Origin of the sequence: Streptomyces sp. NPDC002574, assembly GCF_042889545.1 — a bacterium.
Classification (GTDB): Bacteria; Actinomycetota; Actinomycetes; order Streptomycetales; family Streptomycetaceae; genus Actinacidiphila.
On record NZ_JBIARB010000009.1, the window covers coordinates 178,473 to 194,970 of the forward strand.

At 73.0% G+C, this 16,498-nt stretch carries 12 protein-coding genes; 5 read left to right on the forward strand and 7 right to left on the reverse strand.

Annotated features, from left to right (window positions below; genetic code table 11):
- Positions 1 to 78 precede the first annotated feature (78 nt).
- Positions 79 to 1,341: a lytic transglycosylase domain-containing protein gene (locus ACFYXS_RS23335; RefSeq protein ID WP_389251179.1), complete on the forward strand. Its 1,263-nt coding sequence runs from the start codon at positions 79 to 81 to the stop codon at positions 1,339 to 1,341.
- A gap of 289 nt (positions 1,342 to 1,630) precedes the next feature.
- Here the strand turns inward: ACFYXS_RS23335 and pyk are convergent, their stop codons facing one another.
- Together pyk and ACFYXS_RS23345 are read right to left on the reverse strand one after the other, a co-directional pair.
- A complete protein-coding gene (gene pyk, locus ACFYXS_RS23340) occupies positions 1,631 to 3,070 on the reverse strand; it encodes a pyruvate kinase (protein WP_389251181.1) in 1,440 nt (479 codons plus the stop codon).
- 194 nt (positions 3,071 to 3,264) lie between these two features.
- Positions 3,265 to 3,972 carry an SIMPL domain-containing protein gene (locus tag ACFYXS_RS23345; protein ID WP_389251183.1) on the reverse strand — a complete coding sequence of 236 codons (708 nt, stop codon included), beginning with the start codon at positions 3,970 to 3,972 and terminating at the stop codon, positions 3,265 to 3,267.
- Between the two features lie 149 nt (positions 3,973 to 4,121).
- On the opposite strand from ACFYXS_RS23345, the gene ACFYXS_RS23350 reads away from it, so the two are divergent.
- On the forward strand, positions 4,122 to 5,933 hold the full coding sequence (locus tag ACFYXS_RS23350; protein ID WP_389251185.1) for a bifunctional metallophosphatase/5'-nucleotidase: 1,812 nt from the start codon (positions 4,122 to 4,124) through the stop codon (positions 5,931 to 5,933).
- Between the two features lie 4 nt (positions 5,934 to 5,937).
- Here ACFYXS_RS23350 and ACFYXS_RS23355 read toward each other — a convergent pair whose 3' ends face one another.
- Positions 5,938 to 6,861, reverse strand: coding sequence for a LysR family transcriptional regulator (locus tag ACFYXS_RS23355; RefSeq protein ID WP_389251672.1), 924 nt, complete (start codon positions 6,859 to 6,861; stop codon positions 5,938 to 5,940).
- Positions 6,862 to 6,955: 94 nt separating this feature from the next.
- On the opposite strand from ACFYXS_RS23355, the gene ACFYXS_RS23360 reads away from it, so the two are divergent.
- Genes ACFYXS_RS23360 through ACFYXS_RS23370 form a run of 3 tightly spaced genes read left to right on the forward strand, consistent with a single transcriptional unit; the run spans position 6,956 to position 10,337 of the window.
- A complete protein-coding gene (locus ACFYXS_RS23360; RefSeq protein ID WP_389251187.1) occupies positions 6,956 to 7,657 on the forward strand; it encodes a succinate dehydrogenase cytochrome b subunit in 702 nt (233 codons plus the stop codon).
- A 2-nt stretch (positions 7,658 to 7,659) separates the two neighbouring features.
- The gene (locus tag ACFYXS_RS23365; protein WP_389251189.1) at positions 7,660 to 9,594 is read left to right on the forward strand and encodes a fumarate reductase/succinate dehydrogenase flavoprotein subunit; all 1,935 of its coding nucleotides are present in this window, start codon (positions 7,660 to 7,662) and stop codon (positions 9,592 to 9,594) included.
- Entirely contained in the window at positions 9,591 to 10,337 is a 747-nt protein-coding gene (locus ACFYXS_RS23370; protein WP_360912077.1) for a succinate dehydrogenase/fumarate reductase iron-sulfur subunit, read from the forward strand. Before ACFYXS_RS23365 ends, ACFYXS_RS23370 begins: the two co-directional genes overlap by 4 nt.
- Here ACFYXS_RS23370 and ACFYXS_RS23375 read toward each other — a convergent pair.
- The 4 genes from ACFYXS_RS23375 to ACFYXS_RS23390 form a co-directional block, all read right to left on the reverse strand.
- Entirely contained in the window at positions 10,291 to 11,739 is a 1,449-nt protein-coding gene (locus tag ACFYXS_RS23375; protein WP_389251191.1) for a lysine N(6)-hydroxylase/L-ornithine N(5)-oxygenase family protein, read from the reverse strand. The two genes, ACFYXS_RS23370 and ACFYXS_RS23375, sit on opposite strands and share 47 nt — an antisense overlap.
- Entirely contained in the window at positions 11,726 to 13,120 is a 1,395-nt protein-coding gene (locus tag ACFYXS_RS23380) for a pyridoxal phosphate-dependent decarboxylase family protein (RefSeq protein ID WP_389251193.1), read from the reverse strand. The genes ACFYXS_RS23375 and ACFYXS_RS23380 overlap by 14 nt, the downstream gene beginning before the upstream one ends.
- Positions 13,121 to 13,314: 194 nt before the next feature.
- Positions 13,315 to 15,816, reverse strand: coding sequence for an aminopeptidase N (gene pepN / locus ACFYXS_RS23385; protein ID WP_389251195.1), 2,502 nt, complete (start codon positions 15,814 to 15,816; stop codon positions 13,315 to 13,317).
- Positions 15,817 to 15,892: 76 nt separating this feature from the next.
- Positions 15,893 to 16,483: a sortase domain-bontaining protein gene (locus ACFYXS_RS23390; protein WP_389251197.1), complete on the reverse strand. Its 591-nt coding sequence runs from the start codon at positions 16,481 to 16,483 to the stop codon at positions 15,893 to 15,895.
- Between the last annotated feature and the right edge of the window lie 15 nt (positions 16,484 to 16,498).

Consider the following 16,498-nt stretch of genomic DNA (forward strand, 5'->3'; position numbering starts at 1 on the left):
GTTCAGGAAGTTGCCGTAGGGTCACCAGGGTTGTCGCGCAGGGAGACGCACAACTCGGTTTCGGGAGGGGCAGCTCATATGCGAGCGCGGTACGGACGGCGAATCCGCAGGGGAGTCGCGGGCACCGCGGTGGCCGCCGCGGCGATGGCGGCGCTGACGGGCTCCCAGTCCGCGGCGGTGTTCCCGCAGATCGTCAACGCGAGCTCAGGGGCCCCTGTCACGCCCCCGCCGGGTGACCCCATCGACGGCGGCTCGCCGGACTACTTCACCGCGCTCCCCCCGCTCAACACGCCCGCGCCCGGCACCACGACGCCCAGCACCGGTACCGCCGACGGCACGGGCACCGTGACCTCCGACGGCACGGGGCTCCCGGCGACGGTGCTGGAGGCGTACCGCCGGGCGGAGGTGGCCCTCGCCGCCAGCGACCCGGGCTGCAACATGCGATGGGAGCTGCTGGCCGCGATCGGCCAGGTGGAGTCCAACCAGGCGCGCGGCGGCAACGTGGACGCCGAGGGCACCACGATCTCCCCGATCCTCGGCCCGGTCCTGAACGGCGAGGGCTTCGCGGACATCACGGACACCGACCACGGCATGTGGGACGGGGACAGCGTCCACGACCGCGCCGTCGGCCCGATGCAGTTCATCCCGCAGACCTGGCAGACCTGGGGCGCCGACGGCAACGGCGACGGGGTCAGCAACCCGAACAACATATTCGACGCGGCACTGGCCGCCGGCCGCTACCTGTGCGCGGGCAACCGCGACATGTCGGTGGAGAGCAACCTCCACCAGGCCATCCTCGGGTACAACCACTCCGAGGCGTACCTGAACACCGTGCTGGCGTGGTACGCCCACTTCCGCAAGGGCGGCATCGTCTCCCTGCCGGACATCGGCGGCGCGGGCAGCGACATTCCGGAGACCGTGCCGTCGTCCCCGAAGCCGTCGCACTTCCCCTCCTGGTCCCCGTCTCCGTCGGTCTCGCCGAATCCGTCCGACCCCGGTTCTCCCCGGCCGACCAAGTCGCCGCGGCCCACCGCCTCGTCCAGCGGCACGATCGGCACCCCGACGCCGACCGGCGGCACCTCGCCGACCGGGCCGACCGGGCCGGCCTCGCCGACCGACGACCCGACCACCGGTGGTCCGACCACGGGCCCGACGGACACACCGACGGACCCCACGTCGCCGACCTGCCCGACCGGCTCCCCGTCGCCCACGGACACCGCGACTCCCACGCCCACGGACAGCTCGTCGCCGACCGGTTCGCCGGACCCCTGTGCGACGGACACGCCCTCCCCGTCCGACTCGGCGACCGAGGGCGCCACCGCTTCCGGCAAGGCCGGCTGACCGGTCGGGCATCACGCCCGTCAGGTCCGGCACACAGCGCGTCGGGGGGGACCCCCGCGGGGGGGGTGCCCCCCCCGCGCGGGGTGGCCCCCAGCCCCGCCCGGCCGGCGGGCCCCCCGCCCCGGGGCGGGGGGGGGTGGGGCCACCCGCGGGCGGCCCCCGGGGGGCGGGGGGGGGGGCCCCCCCCCCCGGGGGGCCCCCCCCCCCCCGGGGGGGGGCCCCCCCCCCCGGGGGGCCCCCCCCCGCCGCGCTGTGGCCCCGACAGCTCGGCGCGGCCTTCGGCCCGCCGTCAGCGGGCCGGAGGGGAGTCGTCCTCCCCGATGTGGTGCACGCGCACGAGGTTGGTGGAACCCGGCACGCCGGGCGGCGAGCCGGCCGTGATGACCACGGTGTCGCCCTTCTGGCAGCGGCCGATCCGCAGCAGCTGCTCGTCGACCTGCTCGATCATCTGGTCGGTCGTCTGCACCACGGGCCCGATGAAGGTCTCCACGCCCCAGGTGAGGCTGAGCTGCGAGCGGGTCGCCGGCTCGGGGGTGAAGGCCAGGACGGGGATCGGCGAGCGGTAGCGGGACAGCCGCCGGGCGGTGTCGCCGGACTGGGTGAACGCCACCAGGTACTTGGCGTCCAGGAAGTCGCCGATCTCGGCCGCGGCGCGGGCGACGGCGCCGCCCTGGGTGCGGGGCTTGTTCTGCTCGGTCAGCGGCGGAAGGCCGCCCGCGAGCATGTCCTCCTCGGCGGAGGCGACGATCCGGCTCATGGTCTTCACCGTCTCGACGGGGTGCTTGCCGACGCTGGTCTCGCCGGACAGCATCACCGCGTCCGCGCCGTCCATGACCGCGTTGGCGACGTCGGAGGCCTCGGCGCGGGTGGGCCGGGAGGACTCGATCATCGATTCCAGCATCTGGGTCGCGACGATCACCGGCTTGGCGTTGCGCCGGGCGAGGGTGACCGCGCGCTTCTGGACCAGGGGGACGGCCTCCAGCGGCATCTCCACGCCTAGGTCGCCGCGGGCAACCATGATCCCGTCGAAGGCGGCGACGATCTCCTCCAGGTTCTCCACCGCCTGCGGCTTCTCGATCTTGGCGATGAGGGGGACCCGCCGGTCCTCCTCGCGCATGATCCGCAGCACTTCCTCGGCGTCCCGGCCGCTGCGCACGAAGGAGAGCGCGATGATGTCGACCCCGGTGCGCAGCGCCCAGCGCAGGTCGGTCACGTCCTTCTCGGACAGGGCCGGCACGGACACGGCGACGCCGGGGAGGTTCAGCCCCTTGTGGTCGGAGATCAGGCCGCCCTCGATGCACATGGTGCGGACGCGGGGGCCGTCGACCTCGGTGACCTCCAGCGTGACCCGGCCGTCGTCGACGAGGATCCGCTCACCGCGCGTGACGTCGGCGGCGAGACCCGCGTACGTCGTGCCGCAGATCAGCCGGTCTCCCTGGACCTCCTCGGTGGTGATCGTGAACTCGTCACCACGTTCAAGGAGTACGGGTCCTTCGGCGAAACGTCCCAGCCGGATCTTCGGGCCTTGAAGGTCCGCGAGGATCCCCACGCTGCGGCCGTTCTCGTCGGAGGCCTTGCGCACGCGCTGGTACCGCTCTTCGTGATCGGCAAGGCAGCCATGGCTCATGTTCAAGCGGGCGACGTCCATCCCGGCCTCGACCAGAGCCTTGATCTGGTCGTAGCCGTCGGTGGCGGGCCCGAGGGTGCAGACGATTTTTGCTCGGCGCATGGGGCGAGCCTATGACCTACTTCACAGTAGAGAGCTCGCGGAAGGCGACTGTCCCACGTCGCCGTGATTAACGCTTGCCGACAACCGATGAACAGACGTGCGCGGCATTCCGGGTGATGCCGGTGCGAACACCGCAAAAAGCGCCCAGGGCCCTGCCGGCTGATCATCCGGCAGTCGGGGGCCCCTTGCCGCGGTCAGGCCGACAGGTCCGGGGCCGTCATCGTGAAGTGCGCCGTGACCTGGGCGTACACGCTCTGTTGCTCCGGTTCCATGTCGAGGGCCTGGGCCATGTCCTCGGCGGCGCCCGGCGCGCCGGCGAAGGCGGCGGCCCGCATCGCGGGACGGCCCTGGTACGACAGCGTCTGCTGCATGCCCTCGTCGGCCAGTTCGACCAGGGCGAGCAGCCGCGCGCCGAGCGCCTCGGCGTACTCGCGGGCGCGCTGCACGGCGTCGCGCACGGCCAGCTGCCGGGCCGCGCGGTAGGCCGGGGAGTCCGGGCGCAGCGACCACCAGGGGCCGTCGACGCGGGTGAGGTCGAGGTCGGCCAGGCGGGTGGTGAGTTCGCCCAGGGCGGTGAAGTCGGCGAGGGTGGCGCCGATGCGAACGCTGCCGTGGTAGGCCCGGATCCGCTCCCCCCGGCGGCGCTCGCGCAGCTCCGGGGTGATCACGAAGGCGCCGGTCTCCAGCTTGTCGACCGCTTCGCCGTAGCCCTTGACCAGTTCCAGTACCTGGGCGTTGCGCCCGCTGAGGTCGTCCAGGGTGCCGCGGCGGTCCGTGCCGCGGGCGCTGACGGTGACGGCGATCCGGGCGAGTTCGGGCTCGACCTCGAGGGTCGCCTCGCCCCGGACGCCCACGTGCGGGACCTCGGGGGTCGGGTACGTCCTGGCCGCTTCGTTCGTCATACGTCCCACTGTCCCAGGGCGGGACGTCGCTGACGAGTCATCTGTTCGCAACGTGGCGGGGGTGTTGCGGGGTGTAGGGCCTGGGACAGAATCTACGCGCGTTACGCAAAGAATCGCCCATCGTTTCGTCAACCAATGGGAGCCGACGTATGCCGCTCAACCGCAGGGACTTCCTCAACCGCTCCGCCGTGACCGGGGCGGGCATAGCGCTGACCGGCGCGGCCGGCGTGCTGGCCACGGCGGCTCCCGCGCAGGCCAAAAGCCACAAGCCGGAGGAGCCCGAGCGCTACTCGTTCAGTGTCCTCGGCACCACGGACCTGCACGGCAACGTCTTCAACTGGGACTACTTCACCGACGCCGAGTTCGACGACAAGCCGCACAACGACGTGGGCCTCGCCAAGATCTCCACGCTGGTCAAGCAGCAGCGCGCCGCCAAGGGCCGCCGCAATGTGCTGCTGATCGACGCGGGCGACACCATCCAGGGCACCCAGCTGTCGTACTACTACGCCCGGGTCGACCCGATCACCGCCAAGCACGGCCCCAAGCACCCGATGGCCCAGGCGATGAACGCCATGGACTACGACGCCGCGGCGCTCGGCAACCACGAGTTCAACTACGGCATCCCGCTGCTGCGCGAGTTCGAGGACCAGTGCAAGTTCCCGCTGCTGGGCGCCAACGCCCTGGACGCGAAGACCGGGCAGCCCGCCTTCGCGCCGTACTCCCTCCACCGGATGCGGGTGCAGGGCGCGCCGGACGTGACGGTGGCCGTGCTGGGCCTGACCAACCCGGGCATCGCGATCTGGGACAAGGGCAACGTCCAGGGAAGGATGACCTTCCCGGGTCTGGAGGAGCAGGCGGCCAAGTACGTGCCGCGGCTGCGCGCGATGGGCGCCGACGTGGTCATCGTCTCGGCGCACAGCGGTACTTCGGGCACGTCCTCCTGGGGTGACCAGCTGCCGTACGTGGAGAACGCGGCGGCCCTGGTGGCCGAGCAGGTGCCGGGCATCGACGCGATCCTCGTGGGCCACGCGCACAACGAGATCCCCGAGTACGTGGTGGCCAACAAGCAGACCGGCCAGGGCGTGGTGCTCTCCGAGCCGTCGAAGTGGGGCCAGCGGCTGACCGTCTTCGACTTCGGGATGGAGATGGTCGACGGCTCCTGGGAGGTCGTCACGGTCGGCGCGTCCGTGCTCAACTCCAACACGGTCGAGGAGGACCCGGAGATCGTCGGGCTGCTGCGCGACGAGCACGCGAAGGTCGTGGAGTACGTCAACCAGGTGATCGGCGACTCCGCGGCGGCCATGTCGGCCACCGAGTCCCCGTACAAGGACACCCCGATCATCGACTTCATCAACCACGTGCAGGCCGAGACGGTCAAGGCCGCGCTGGTGGGCACCGAGTACGCCGCGCTGCCGGTGCTGTCGCAGGCCGCGTGCTTCTCCCGCACGGCCGCCATCCCGGCGGGCCGGGTCACCCTGCGCGACGTGGCCGGCCTGTACGTGTTCGAGAACACCCTGGAGGCCCGCGTCCTGACCGGCGCGCAGATCAAGGCGTACCTGGAGTTCTCCGCGAACTACTTCGTGCAGACCCCGGCGGGCGCCCCGGTCGACGTGTCGAAGCTGACCAACGCCGGCAACACCCCGGACTACAACTACGACGTGGTCAGCGGGGTCAGCTACGAGATCGACATCGCCAGGCCGGCCGGTTCGCGCGTGACCGAGGTGACGTTCCAGGGCGCGCCGATCGACGAGTCCGCGCGCTTTGTGTTCGCCGTGAACAACTACCGTGCCAACGGCGGCGGCAACTTCCCCGGTGTGGCGACCGCGCCGCAGGTGTGGGCGAACTCCGAGGAGATCCGGAACACGATCATCACCTACGTCGAGGCGACCGGCACCATCGACCCGGCGCGGTTCGGCGACGGGGACTGGAAGCTGACCCGCGACGGCGTGCCGGTGTTCTGATCCGTCAGGCCGGCGGGTGCCCGGGGCGGGACGCGCAGTCGCGGTCCCGTACGTGCTGCAGCAGCACCCGGCGCAGTTCGCGCGCGGCGCGCGGCGGTTCGGCGTCCTTGCGGTGCGCGAGGGCGACGGTGCGCTGCAGCCCCGGTGCCGTGAAGGGCGTCGTCCGCAGCCGCGGGCGGCGCCCGGCCACCATGCTGGGCACGACGGCGTGGCCGAGCCCCGCCTCGACGAAGCCGAGGACGGCGTCCATCTCGCCGCCCTCGATCGCCAGGCGGGGCTCGAAGCCGGCCGCCCGGCACGCGCCGACGGTCAGTTCCCGCAGGTCGTAGCCGCGGCGGAACATCACCAGCGGCTGGTCGCGCAGCTCGGCCACCTCGACGTGGGGGCCGGGCCAGGGCGGCGGCGTGTCGGCCGCGGTGACCACGACCAGGTCCTCGTGGAGCAGCGGCGTGGCGTCCAGCGCCGGGTCGTGGCTCTGCAGGGGCAGCACGATCAGTGCCAGGTCCAGGCTGCCGGATGCCAGCTCCCGCACCAGGTCGCGGGAGCCGCCCTCCTCCACGACCAGCCGGATGCCCGGGTAGCGTGTGTGGAAGTCGCGCAGCACGTCGGGGAGCAGGCCGGTGCACAGGCTCGGCGTGGCGCCCAGGCGCACCCGCCCGCGGCGCAGCTGCACCAGTTCCTGCACCTCCTGCGTGGCGGCCTCGGTGTCCGAGACGATGCGCCGGGCGATCGGCAGCAGCGCCTCCCCCGCGTCGGTGAGCGCGATGTTGCCCCGGGCGCGGCTGAACAGCTCGGCGCCGAGTTCCCGCTCCAGGGCCTTGATCTGCTGCGACAGCGAGGGCTGGGCGACGTGGACGCGTTCGGCGGCCCGGGTGAAGTGCCGGGTGTCGGCGACGGCCAGGAAGTACACGAGTTGCTGGAGCTGCACGCTGCCCACGGTAATCGACGATAGGGCCGACCTATCGAAACGAGCCCGAACGTGTCTTGGACCTTTCAATACGGGGGGACCTAGCGTCAGCCGCATGGCTTTGGCGACGAGAGCGGTGCGACCGTCCGCGGTGCGGGCGCTGTGGGGCTCGACCGTGGGCAAGAAGGCGGTCATGGCCGCCACCGGCGTGATCATGCTGCTGTTCCTGGTCGCGCACATGGCGGGCAATCTGAAGATCTTCTTCGGCCCCACGGACTTCAACGCGTACGCGGCCTGGCTGCGCACCATCGGCGAGCCCGCGCTGCACAACGGCTGGTACCTGTACATCCAGCGCACCGGCCTGGTGGCCGCGGTCGTCCTGCACGGCGTGGCCGCCTACCAGCTCAGCCGGCGCGACATCAAGGCGCGCCCGGCGAAGTACGCGCACTCACGGCCACGCGCGAGCTACGCGACCCGGACGATGCGCTGGGGCGGGGTGATCCTCGCCCTGTTCATCGTGTGGCACATCCTCGACCTGACGACGCTGACGGTGAACCCGCGCGGCCAGGCGGAGCACCCCTACGAGAACGTGGTGGCCGACTTCCGGCTGTGGTGGGTGGACGTCTTCTACATCGCGGCGATGCTCGCCCTCGGCCTGCACATCAGGCACGGCTTCTGGAGCGCGGCCCAGACCCTCGGGGCGGTCACCAAGCGCAGCGACCGGGCCCTGAAGGCCACCGCGAACGTGCTGGCGCTGGTGCTGACCGCGGGATTCATCGTCGTACCCGTCGCCGTGATGACCGGATTGGTGGACTGACCATGCAGTACCGCGAGGGCGACCCGATCGCCGACACCAAGGCGCCCGAGGGGCCCGTCGAGGACCGCTGGGGCCGCCGCAAGTTCGAGGCGAAGCTCGTCAACCCGGCCAACCGCCGCAAGCACAAGGTCATCGTCGTCGGCACGGGCCTGGCGGGCGGCTCCGCGGGGGCGACGCTGGCCGAACAGGGCTACCACGTCGTGCAGTTCTGCTACCAGGACTCCCCGCGCCGGGCGCACTCGATCGCCGCCCAGGGCGGCATCAACGCGGCGAAGAACTACCGCAACGACGGCGACAGCGTGCACCGGCTGTTCTACGACACCGTCAAGGGCGGCGACTTCCGGGCCCGCGAGTCCAATGTGCACCGCCTCGCCGAGGTGTCGCTGCAGATCATCGACCAGTGCGTGGCCCAGGGCGTGCCCTTCGCCCGCGAGTACGGCGGTCTGCTGGACACCCGCTCCTTCGGCGGCGTCCAGGTCTCCCGCACCTTCTACGCCCGCGGCCAGACGGGCCAGCAGCTCCTGCTCGGCGCCTACCAGGCGCTGTCCCGGCAGATCGACGCGGGCACGGTGGAACTGCACGCCCGCACCGAGATGCTGGACCTGATCGTGGTGGACGGCCGGGCCCGCGGCATCGTCGCCCGCGACCTGGTCAGCGGCGAGATCTCGGTGCACCTGGGCGACGCCGTGGTGCTGGCCAGCGGCGGCTACGGCAACGTCTTCTACCTGTCGACCAACGCCAAGGGCTCCAACGCCACCGCCATCTGGCGGGCGCACCGCCGGGGCGCGTACTTCGCCAACCCCTGCTTCACGCAGATCCACCCGACCTGCATCCCGCGCTCGGGCGACCACCAGTCGAAGCTGACGCTGATGAGCGAGTCGCTGCGCAACGACGGCCGCATCTGGGTGCCGAAGGCCAAGGGCGACGAGCGCCCGCCGCACGAGATCCCCGAGGACGAACGGGACTACTACCTGGAGCGGATCTACCCCTCCTTCGGCAACCTGGTGCCGCGCGACATCGCCTCCCGCGCCGCCAAGAACGTCTGCGACGAGGGCCGCGGCGTCGGCCCCGGCGGCCAGGGCGTCTACCTGGACTTCGCCGACGCGATCGCCCGCATGGGGCGCGCGAAGGTGGAGGAGAAGTACGGCAACCTCTTCGAGATGTACGAGCGGATCACCGCCGAGGACCCGTACACCCGGCCGATGCGCATCTACCCCGCCGTGCACTACACGATGGGCGGCCTGTGGGTGGACTACGACCTGCAGACCACGGTCCCCGGACTGTTCGCGATCGGGGAGGCCAACTTCTCCGACCACGGCGCCAACCGGCTCGGTGCCAGCGCCCTGATGCAGGGCCTGGCCGACGGCTACTTCGTCCTGCCGGCCACGATCAACGACTACCTGGCGCGCGGCCCCCACGAGGCGGTCGGCCCCGACCACCCGGCGGTCACCGAGGTCGTCGCGGAGGCCGAGGACCGGCTGAACCTGCTGCTGGCCGTGGACGGCGACCGCACCCCGGACTCCTTCCACCGCGAGCTCGGCGAGCTGATGTGGGACGAGTGCGGCATGGCCCGCACCGAGAGCGGCCTGCGCAAGGCACTGGAGCGCATCCCCGCGCTGCGCGAGGAGTTCTGGCGCCGCATCAAGGTGCCGGGCAGCGGCGAGGAGTTCAACCAGTCCCTGGAGAAGGCCAACCGGGTCGCGGACTTCCTGGAGCTGGCCGAACTGATGTGCCTGGACGCGCTGCACCGCGCGGAGTCCTGCGGCGGCCACTTCCGCGAGGAGAGCCAGACCCCCGACGGGGAGGCACTGCGCGACGACGAGAACTTCTCGTACGCCGCCGCCTGGGAGCACCCCGGCGACGGCGGTCTGCCGGTGCTCCACAAGGAGGCGCTGACCTTCGACTACGTACACCCCACCCAGCGGAGCTACGCGTGAACCTCACCCTGCGCATCTGGCGCCAGCGGTCCTCCCAGGAGGACGGCGCCATGGTCACCTACCGCGTCGAGGACATCAGTCCGGACATGTCGTTCCTGGAGATGCTCGACGTCCTCAACGAGGAGCTGATCCTCGCGGGCGACGAGCCCGTCGCCTTCGACCACGACTGCCGCGAGGGCATCTGCGGTGCCTGCGGCATGGTCATCAACGGGCAGGCGCACGGCCCGGAGCGGACCACCACCTGCCAGCTGCACATGCGGCACTTCCAGGACGGCGACACCGTCGACGTCGAGCCGTGGCGGGCCGCCGCGTTCCCGGTGGTCAAGGACCTGGTCGTGGACCGCTCGGCCTTCGACCGGGTGATCCAGGCCGGCGGGTACATCTCGGTGCCCACCGGCAGCGCGCCCGAGGCGCACGCGACGGCCGTCCCCAAGGCGACGGCGGACGTGGCCTTCGAGCACGCGGAGTGCATCGGCTGCGGGGCGTGCGTGGCGGCCTGCCCCAACGGCTCGGCGATGCTGTTCACCTCCGCCAAGGTCAACCACCTCAATGTGCTGCCGCAGGGTGGTCCGGAGCGGGAGACCCGGGTGCTGAACATGGTCGCCGCCATGGACGACCAGGGCTTCGGCGGCTGCACCAACACCGGTGAGTGCGCCACGGCCTGCCCCAAGGGCATCCCGCTGCCGTCGATCGCCGCTATGAACCGCGAATACCTGCGGGCCGTGCGGAAGGGATCTCGCTGACCGGGGCCGTGGCCGAGGTCAGGCCGTAGGTCGTGAAGGCCGTGCGGGCGGGGAGCGGATAGGGCTCCTTGCCCGTCACGGAGTTGAGGATGACCGCAGAGCGCCACGCGGCCAGGCCCAGGTCGGGGGCACCGACGCCGTGCGAGTGGCGGTCGGCGTTCTGCACGTACACCGATCCGCCCACCGCCGGGTCCAGCACGATCCGGTGCTGCTCGTCGATCCGGGGCCGGCCCGCCCCGTCGTGGCGGATGTACGGGTCCAGGGCCGCCAGCAGCTGGTCGGTGGGCCGCTCGCGGTAGCCGGTGGCGAGCACCACGGCGTTGGTGACCATCCGGGTGCGGGTGCCCTGCTCCTGGTGCTCCAGGTGGAGTTCGACCGCGCCCATGCCCAGCCGTCCGGCGGTGCGCACGGTGACACCGGGGGTGAGGACGGCGTCCGGCCAGCCGCCGCCCAGCGAGCGGCGGTAGAGCTCGTCGTGGACGGCGGCGAGGGTGCCGTGGTCGACGGCCCGGTGCAGCTGCCACTGCCGGGGCAGCAGACCGTCGCGCACCGGCTCGGCCAGGCCGTGGAAGAAGCGCGCGTAGTCGGGGGTGAACTGCTCCAGGCCGAGCTTGCTGTACTCCATCGGCGCGAAGGCGGGGCTGCGCGCGATCCACGTGATCCGCTCGCTCCCGGCGGGGCGGGCGCGCAGCAGGTCGAGGAAGACCTCGGCCCCGGACTGGCCGGCGCCGACGACGGTGACATGGCCGGCGGCCAGCAGCCGGTCGCGGTGCGCCAGGTAGTCCGCGGAGTGCACGACCGGCACCACCGGGGCCTCGACGAGCGGGCGCAGTGCCTCGGGGACGTACGGTTCCGAGCCGATCCCGAGGACGAGGTTGCGGGCGTGGCGGACGCCCCGTCCCACGGCCTGACCCTCGGGGTCGAGCCGGATGTGGCCGACCTCGAACAGGCCGCGGCCCGGGTTCCAGCGGACGCTGTCGACCCGGCGGCCGAAGTGGGTGCTGGTCAGCGACTCGGCGACCCAGCGGCAGTAGGCGTCGTACTCGGCGCGGTGCACATGGAAGCGCTCGGCGAAGTAGAACGGGAACAGCCGCTCACGGGCTTTCAGCCAGTTCAGGAAGCTCCAGCGGCTGGAGGGGTCGGCGAGGCTCACCAGATCGGCCAGGAAGGGTACTTGGAGGGTGGCGCCCTCGATCAGCAGCCCGGGGTGCCAGTGGAAGGCGTGCTCCTGGTCGTAGAAGGCGGCACTGAGGTACGGGACGCCGTCGGCGAGCGCGGCCAGGGAGAGGTTGAACGGCCCGATGCCGATGCCGAGCAGGTCGTAGGTCTGCTCGGCGTGCGGGGCGGTCGCTCCGGCGTATGCGGTGTACTCGGCGTACTCGGTGTTGTCATCCACGGTCATCGGGCGTGCTGCCTTCCTGGTGGGTCGCGCACACGAGCGCGAGGAGTGCCTCGAGGTCGCCGGCTGCCTGCGCCGGGTTGAGGAGGGTCGCCTTGAGCCACAGCCGTCCGCCGGCGTGGGCCCGGCCGAGGACCGCCCGGCCGTCGAGCATCAGCCGTCGCCGGATCGCGGCGACGGCGTCGTCGCCGGCCCCGGTGGGGCGCAGCAGCACGGTGCTGATCGCGGGGCGGGCGTACAGGGTCAGGTCCGGGTGCCGCTCGACCAGGTCGGCCAGCTCGCGGGCGCGGTCGCAGACGGTCTCCACGAACCGGCCCAGGCCCTGCCTGCCGAGGGCGCGCAGCGTCACGGCGATCTTCAGCACGTCGGGGCGGCGTGTGGTGCGCAGCGAGCGGCCGAGCAGGTCGGGGAAGCCGGCCTCGGTGTCGTCGACGGCGTTGAGGTAGTCCGCCTGGTGCCCGAGCGGGCGCAGCGACTCCCCCTCGCGCACGGCGAGCACGCCCGCGGCGACCGGCTGCCAGCCGAGCTTGTGCAGGTCCAGGGTGACGGTGTCGGCCCCGGCCAGCCCGGCGAGCCGCGGCGCCTCCCGGTCGCTGAACAGCAGAGGGCCGCCGTAGGCCGCGTCCACGTGCAGCGCGGCGCCGTACTCCCGTGCGGCGCGGGCGAGTTCGGGCAGCGGGTCGACGGCCCCGGTGTCGGTGGTCCCGGCCGTGGCGACGAGCAGGGCCGGGCCGGGGACGGCGGCGAGCGCGGTGCGTGCCCGCGCGGGATCGAGCACCCCGGCGGGGGTGTCGAGGACGACCGGCTCCGCCATCCCGAGCAGCCACGCGGCGCGGGGCACGCTGTGGTGGACGTTGGCCCCGGTCACGATCCGTACGCCGGGGGCGCGTTCGCGGGCGAGCAGCAGGGCGAGCTGGTTGGACTCGGTACCGCCGGTGGTGATCAGCGCGTCGGGCGCCGCCGCCCCGGGGTGGACGAGACGGGCCAGCGCCGCCGTCACCGCCGCCTCCAGGGCGGTCGCCGCCGGTGCCTGGTCCCAGGAGTCCATCGAGGGGTTCAGCGCGCTCGCGGCCAGGTCGGCCGCCGCGGCCACGGCCAGCGGCGGGCAGTGCAGATGTGCCGCGCAGAACGGCTCCGCCGGGTCGGCCGCGCCTTCCGCGGTCAGCCGCACCAGCGTCCGCAGCGCCTCCTGCGCCCCGGTCCCGTGCTCGGGCAGCGCCTCGCCCAGGGTCTGCGCGACCCGGGCGGCCACCGCCTCCGGCCCGCCCGCGGGCAGGGGTCCCGCGCGCCGCGCGGCACCCTCCGCGAGCGCGTCCAGCACCACCCCCAGCAACGGTCGCAGCCGGCCCGGCCCTCCCCTGCCGCCGGCGAGCTGAGGTGACACGGCCTGGCACCCTCCGAGAACACAGCGATCACCGCCGCGCGACCCGTCCGCGCGGTCCGGACTGCGTAACGACGCCGCCCCCGCGGGGATGCTGTCCCGTCCTCGAAGTACCCCTCATCGGACCCGTGGTCACCGCGCACGCGGGCGCGGGGGCGAGGGCACGTCAGGCGCGCCCTCGCCCCGGGAGTGAGCGGTCACGCGCCCCGCACGCGCAGGGCGCGGGCCAGGTCGTCGAGCTGGTCGACGAGCCTGCGCCGCAGGGCGGGGGTGGGAGCGGGGTCGGCCGAGCGCAGACAGGCCTCGCCGAGGTCGAGGACGGAGGTGTCGACGACCGGGAGGGGGAAGGCCCAGCGGCCGGCGGCGTCGGCCAGCGCCGGTCCCCGGCGGGCGGCGAGGGCGACGGCGGCCGGGTAGTAGCGCGGCACGTAGTCGCCGAGGAGGGCGAGCTGCTCGGGCTGCCAGAAGCCCTGGGCGGTCGCGGTGAACAGGTAGTTGGAGAGCGTGTCGTCCTCGAACATCGAGGTCCACGCCTCCCGCTTGGCCTCCGCGTCGGGCAGCGCGGCCCGGCAGCGGGCGGCGCCCTCCCGGCCGGTGGCGCTGGGGTCCCGCTCGAGTTCGGCGTCGATGTCGGCGCGGTCTGCGGCGCCCAGGACGCTGAGCCGGGTGAGGATCTGCCAGCGCAGTTCGGGGTCGAGCGGCGGCCCGTCCGGCAGGGTCCCGGCGGTGAGCCAGCCGCGCAGTTCCGCGGGGTCGGCGACGGCGGTGATGAGTTCACGGGCGGCGGCCAGCCGCATGCCCGGGTCCTCGTGGCGGAGCAGCTCGCGGGTGAGGGCCTCCAGCGTGGCAAGCGCCTCGGGCCGCTGCGCGGCGGGCAGGTAGCGGTCGGCGAGCTGGGCGCGGGCGAAGCCGAGCACGCCCTGCACCACGGCGAGGTCGGTCTCGTGCGGCAGGTGGACGCGAGCCACGTCCAGGTAGGCGGCGGGCGGCAGTTCACCGTCGCGCACCATGTCGCGGGCGGCGTTCCACACCAGGGCCCGGGCGAGCGGGTCGGGCAGGCCGCTCAGCGCCTGGACGAGGGTGTCCCAGGACCGGGCGTCGAAGCGGATCTTGGCGTACGTCAGGTCCTGGTCGTTGAGCAGCACCAGGTCGGGGCGCGGGCCGGGCCGTGTCCCGTCGGCCTCGGCGCCGGCGGGGACGTCGGTCTCGAAGCGTTCGCGCAGCACGAGCCGCGCCGGGTCGGGGTGACCGGTCGCGCGGTCGTACGCGGCGACGGCGATGCGGTGCGGGCGCTCGCCCGCGCGGACCACCTCGGGCCGCCAGCCGCCGTCGGTCTCGGCCGGGACGGGGGTGAGGGTGTCGACGCCGGTGGTGCGCAGCCAGCGGTCGGCCCACGCGTGCACGTCCCGGTCGGTGGCGGAGGCGAGGGAGTCGATGAAGTCGGCGAGGGCGGCGTTGCCGAACCGGTGCCGGGAGAAGTGCTCGTTGATGCCGGCGAGGAAGTCCTTGCGGCCGAGCCACGTCACGAGCTGGCGCAGGGCGGAGGCGCCCTTGGCGTACGAGATGCCGTCGAAGTTGAGCAGCGCCGACGCGGTGTCGGGGACGGCCTCGGGGTCCGGGGCGACCGGGTGGGTGGAGGGGCGCTGGTCGGCGTCGTAGCCCCAGCCCTTGCGGGCGACGGCGAAGTCGGTCCACGTGTCGGTGAAGCGGGTGGCCTCGGAGAGCACCTGGTAGCCCATGTACTCGGCGAAGGACTCGTTCAGCCAGATGTCGTCCCACCAGCGCAGTGTGACCAGGTCGCCGAACCACATGTGGGCCATCTCGTGGGCGACGACCATGCCGCGGGTCTGCCGTTCGGCGTCGGTGACGGCGGACCGGAAGACCATCTCGTCGCGGAAGGTGACCAGCCCGGGGTTCTCCATCGCGCCCGCGTTGAACTCGGGGACGAAGGCCTGGTCGTAGGAGTCGAACGGGTAGGGCTCCGCGAACAGTTCGTGGTAGCGGTCGAAGCAGCGCCGGGTGATGTCGAAGAGCTCCTCGACGTCGGCGTCGAGGTGGGGCGCCAGCGAGCGGCGGCAGTGCAGGCCGAAGGGCAGTCCTGCGTGCTCGGTGCGCACCGAGTGCCAGGGGCCGGCGGCGACCGCGAGCAGGTAGGTGCTGATGCGCGGGGTCGGCGCGATCCGCCAGTGGCCCTCGGCCTCGCCGGTGCGGTCGGCGACGCCGTTGCCGAGGACGGTCCAGGCGGGCGGCGCGGTGACGGTGACCTCGAAGACGGCCTTGAGGTCGGGCTGGTCGAAGGCGGCGACCACGCGCTGGACGTCGTCCAGGAAGAGCTGGGTGTACAGGTAGGTCTCGCCGTCCGCCGGGTCGGTGAAGCGGTGCATGCCCTCCCCGGTGCGCGAGTAGCGCATGTCGGCCTCGATCCGCAGCTCGTGCGGGCCTTCCGTGAGCCCGGTGAGCGGCAGCCGGTTGTCCTCCAGGGCGGCGGGGTCGAGGGCGTGGCCGTCGAGCACCGCGCGGTGCAGGGCGGCGGGCTTGAGCTCGACGAAGGTGTCACCGTCGGCGAGGGCGGTGAACCCGATGACGGTGGTGGAGCCGAACACGTCGTCGCCGCGGGTCAGGTCCAGGTCGACGGCGTAGGTGTGGACGTCGAGGAGCCGGGCGCGGATCTCGGCCTCGGCACGGGTGAGAGCAGGCATGCCGCCATGCTGCCTCATGGGCCGTACGACCCGCACGGGAGTTCGCCGCCCCGGGTACGGCGGCCGCGGCCGGGCGTCAGGGGGAGCGGACGGCGGCGGCGTCGACGATCAGGCTGTCGCCGTGGCCGCGGGTGCACGTGATCAGGCGCAGGGAGGGGGCCCCGGTGCCGGTGGACCAGGCCCCGGTGGGCCGGGAGCGCCCCGGGACCCGGACGACCCGGGTGACCGTGAAGCGGGCGCGGCTGCCGTCGCGGCGGGTGACCACGACCGTGTCGGCGGGGCGCAGGTCGCCGAGGTCGTGGAAGACGCCGCGGCCGCTTCCGGTGTCGTGGTGGCCGACCATCACCGCGGTGCCGGGGTCGCCGGGCGCGGCGCTGCGGTCGTACCAGCCGGCCCAACGGCGGCCCTCCTCGGCGCCCGGCGTCTGCAGGCTGCCGTCGTCGTTGAGCCCGAGGTCCAGGACGCGGGCGTGGACCCGGGCGCGGGCTATGTCGAGGCGCACCGGGGTGTGGCCCGCCGGATCGGCGGCGCGCGCGGAGGTAATGCCGTGCACGACGGCGTCGGTGCGCCCCGAGCCGGTGCGCCAGACGGCCCAGGCGGTCCCCGCGGCGGCCGCGACGAGCAGGGCGAGGGCGAGCACGTTGATCCGGCGGTGGGACGTCGTCACGGGGCCGCCCACGGG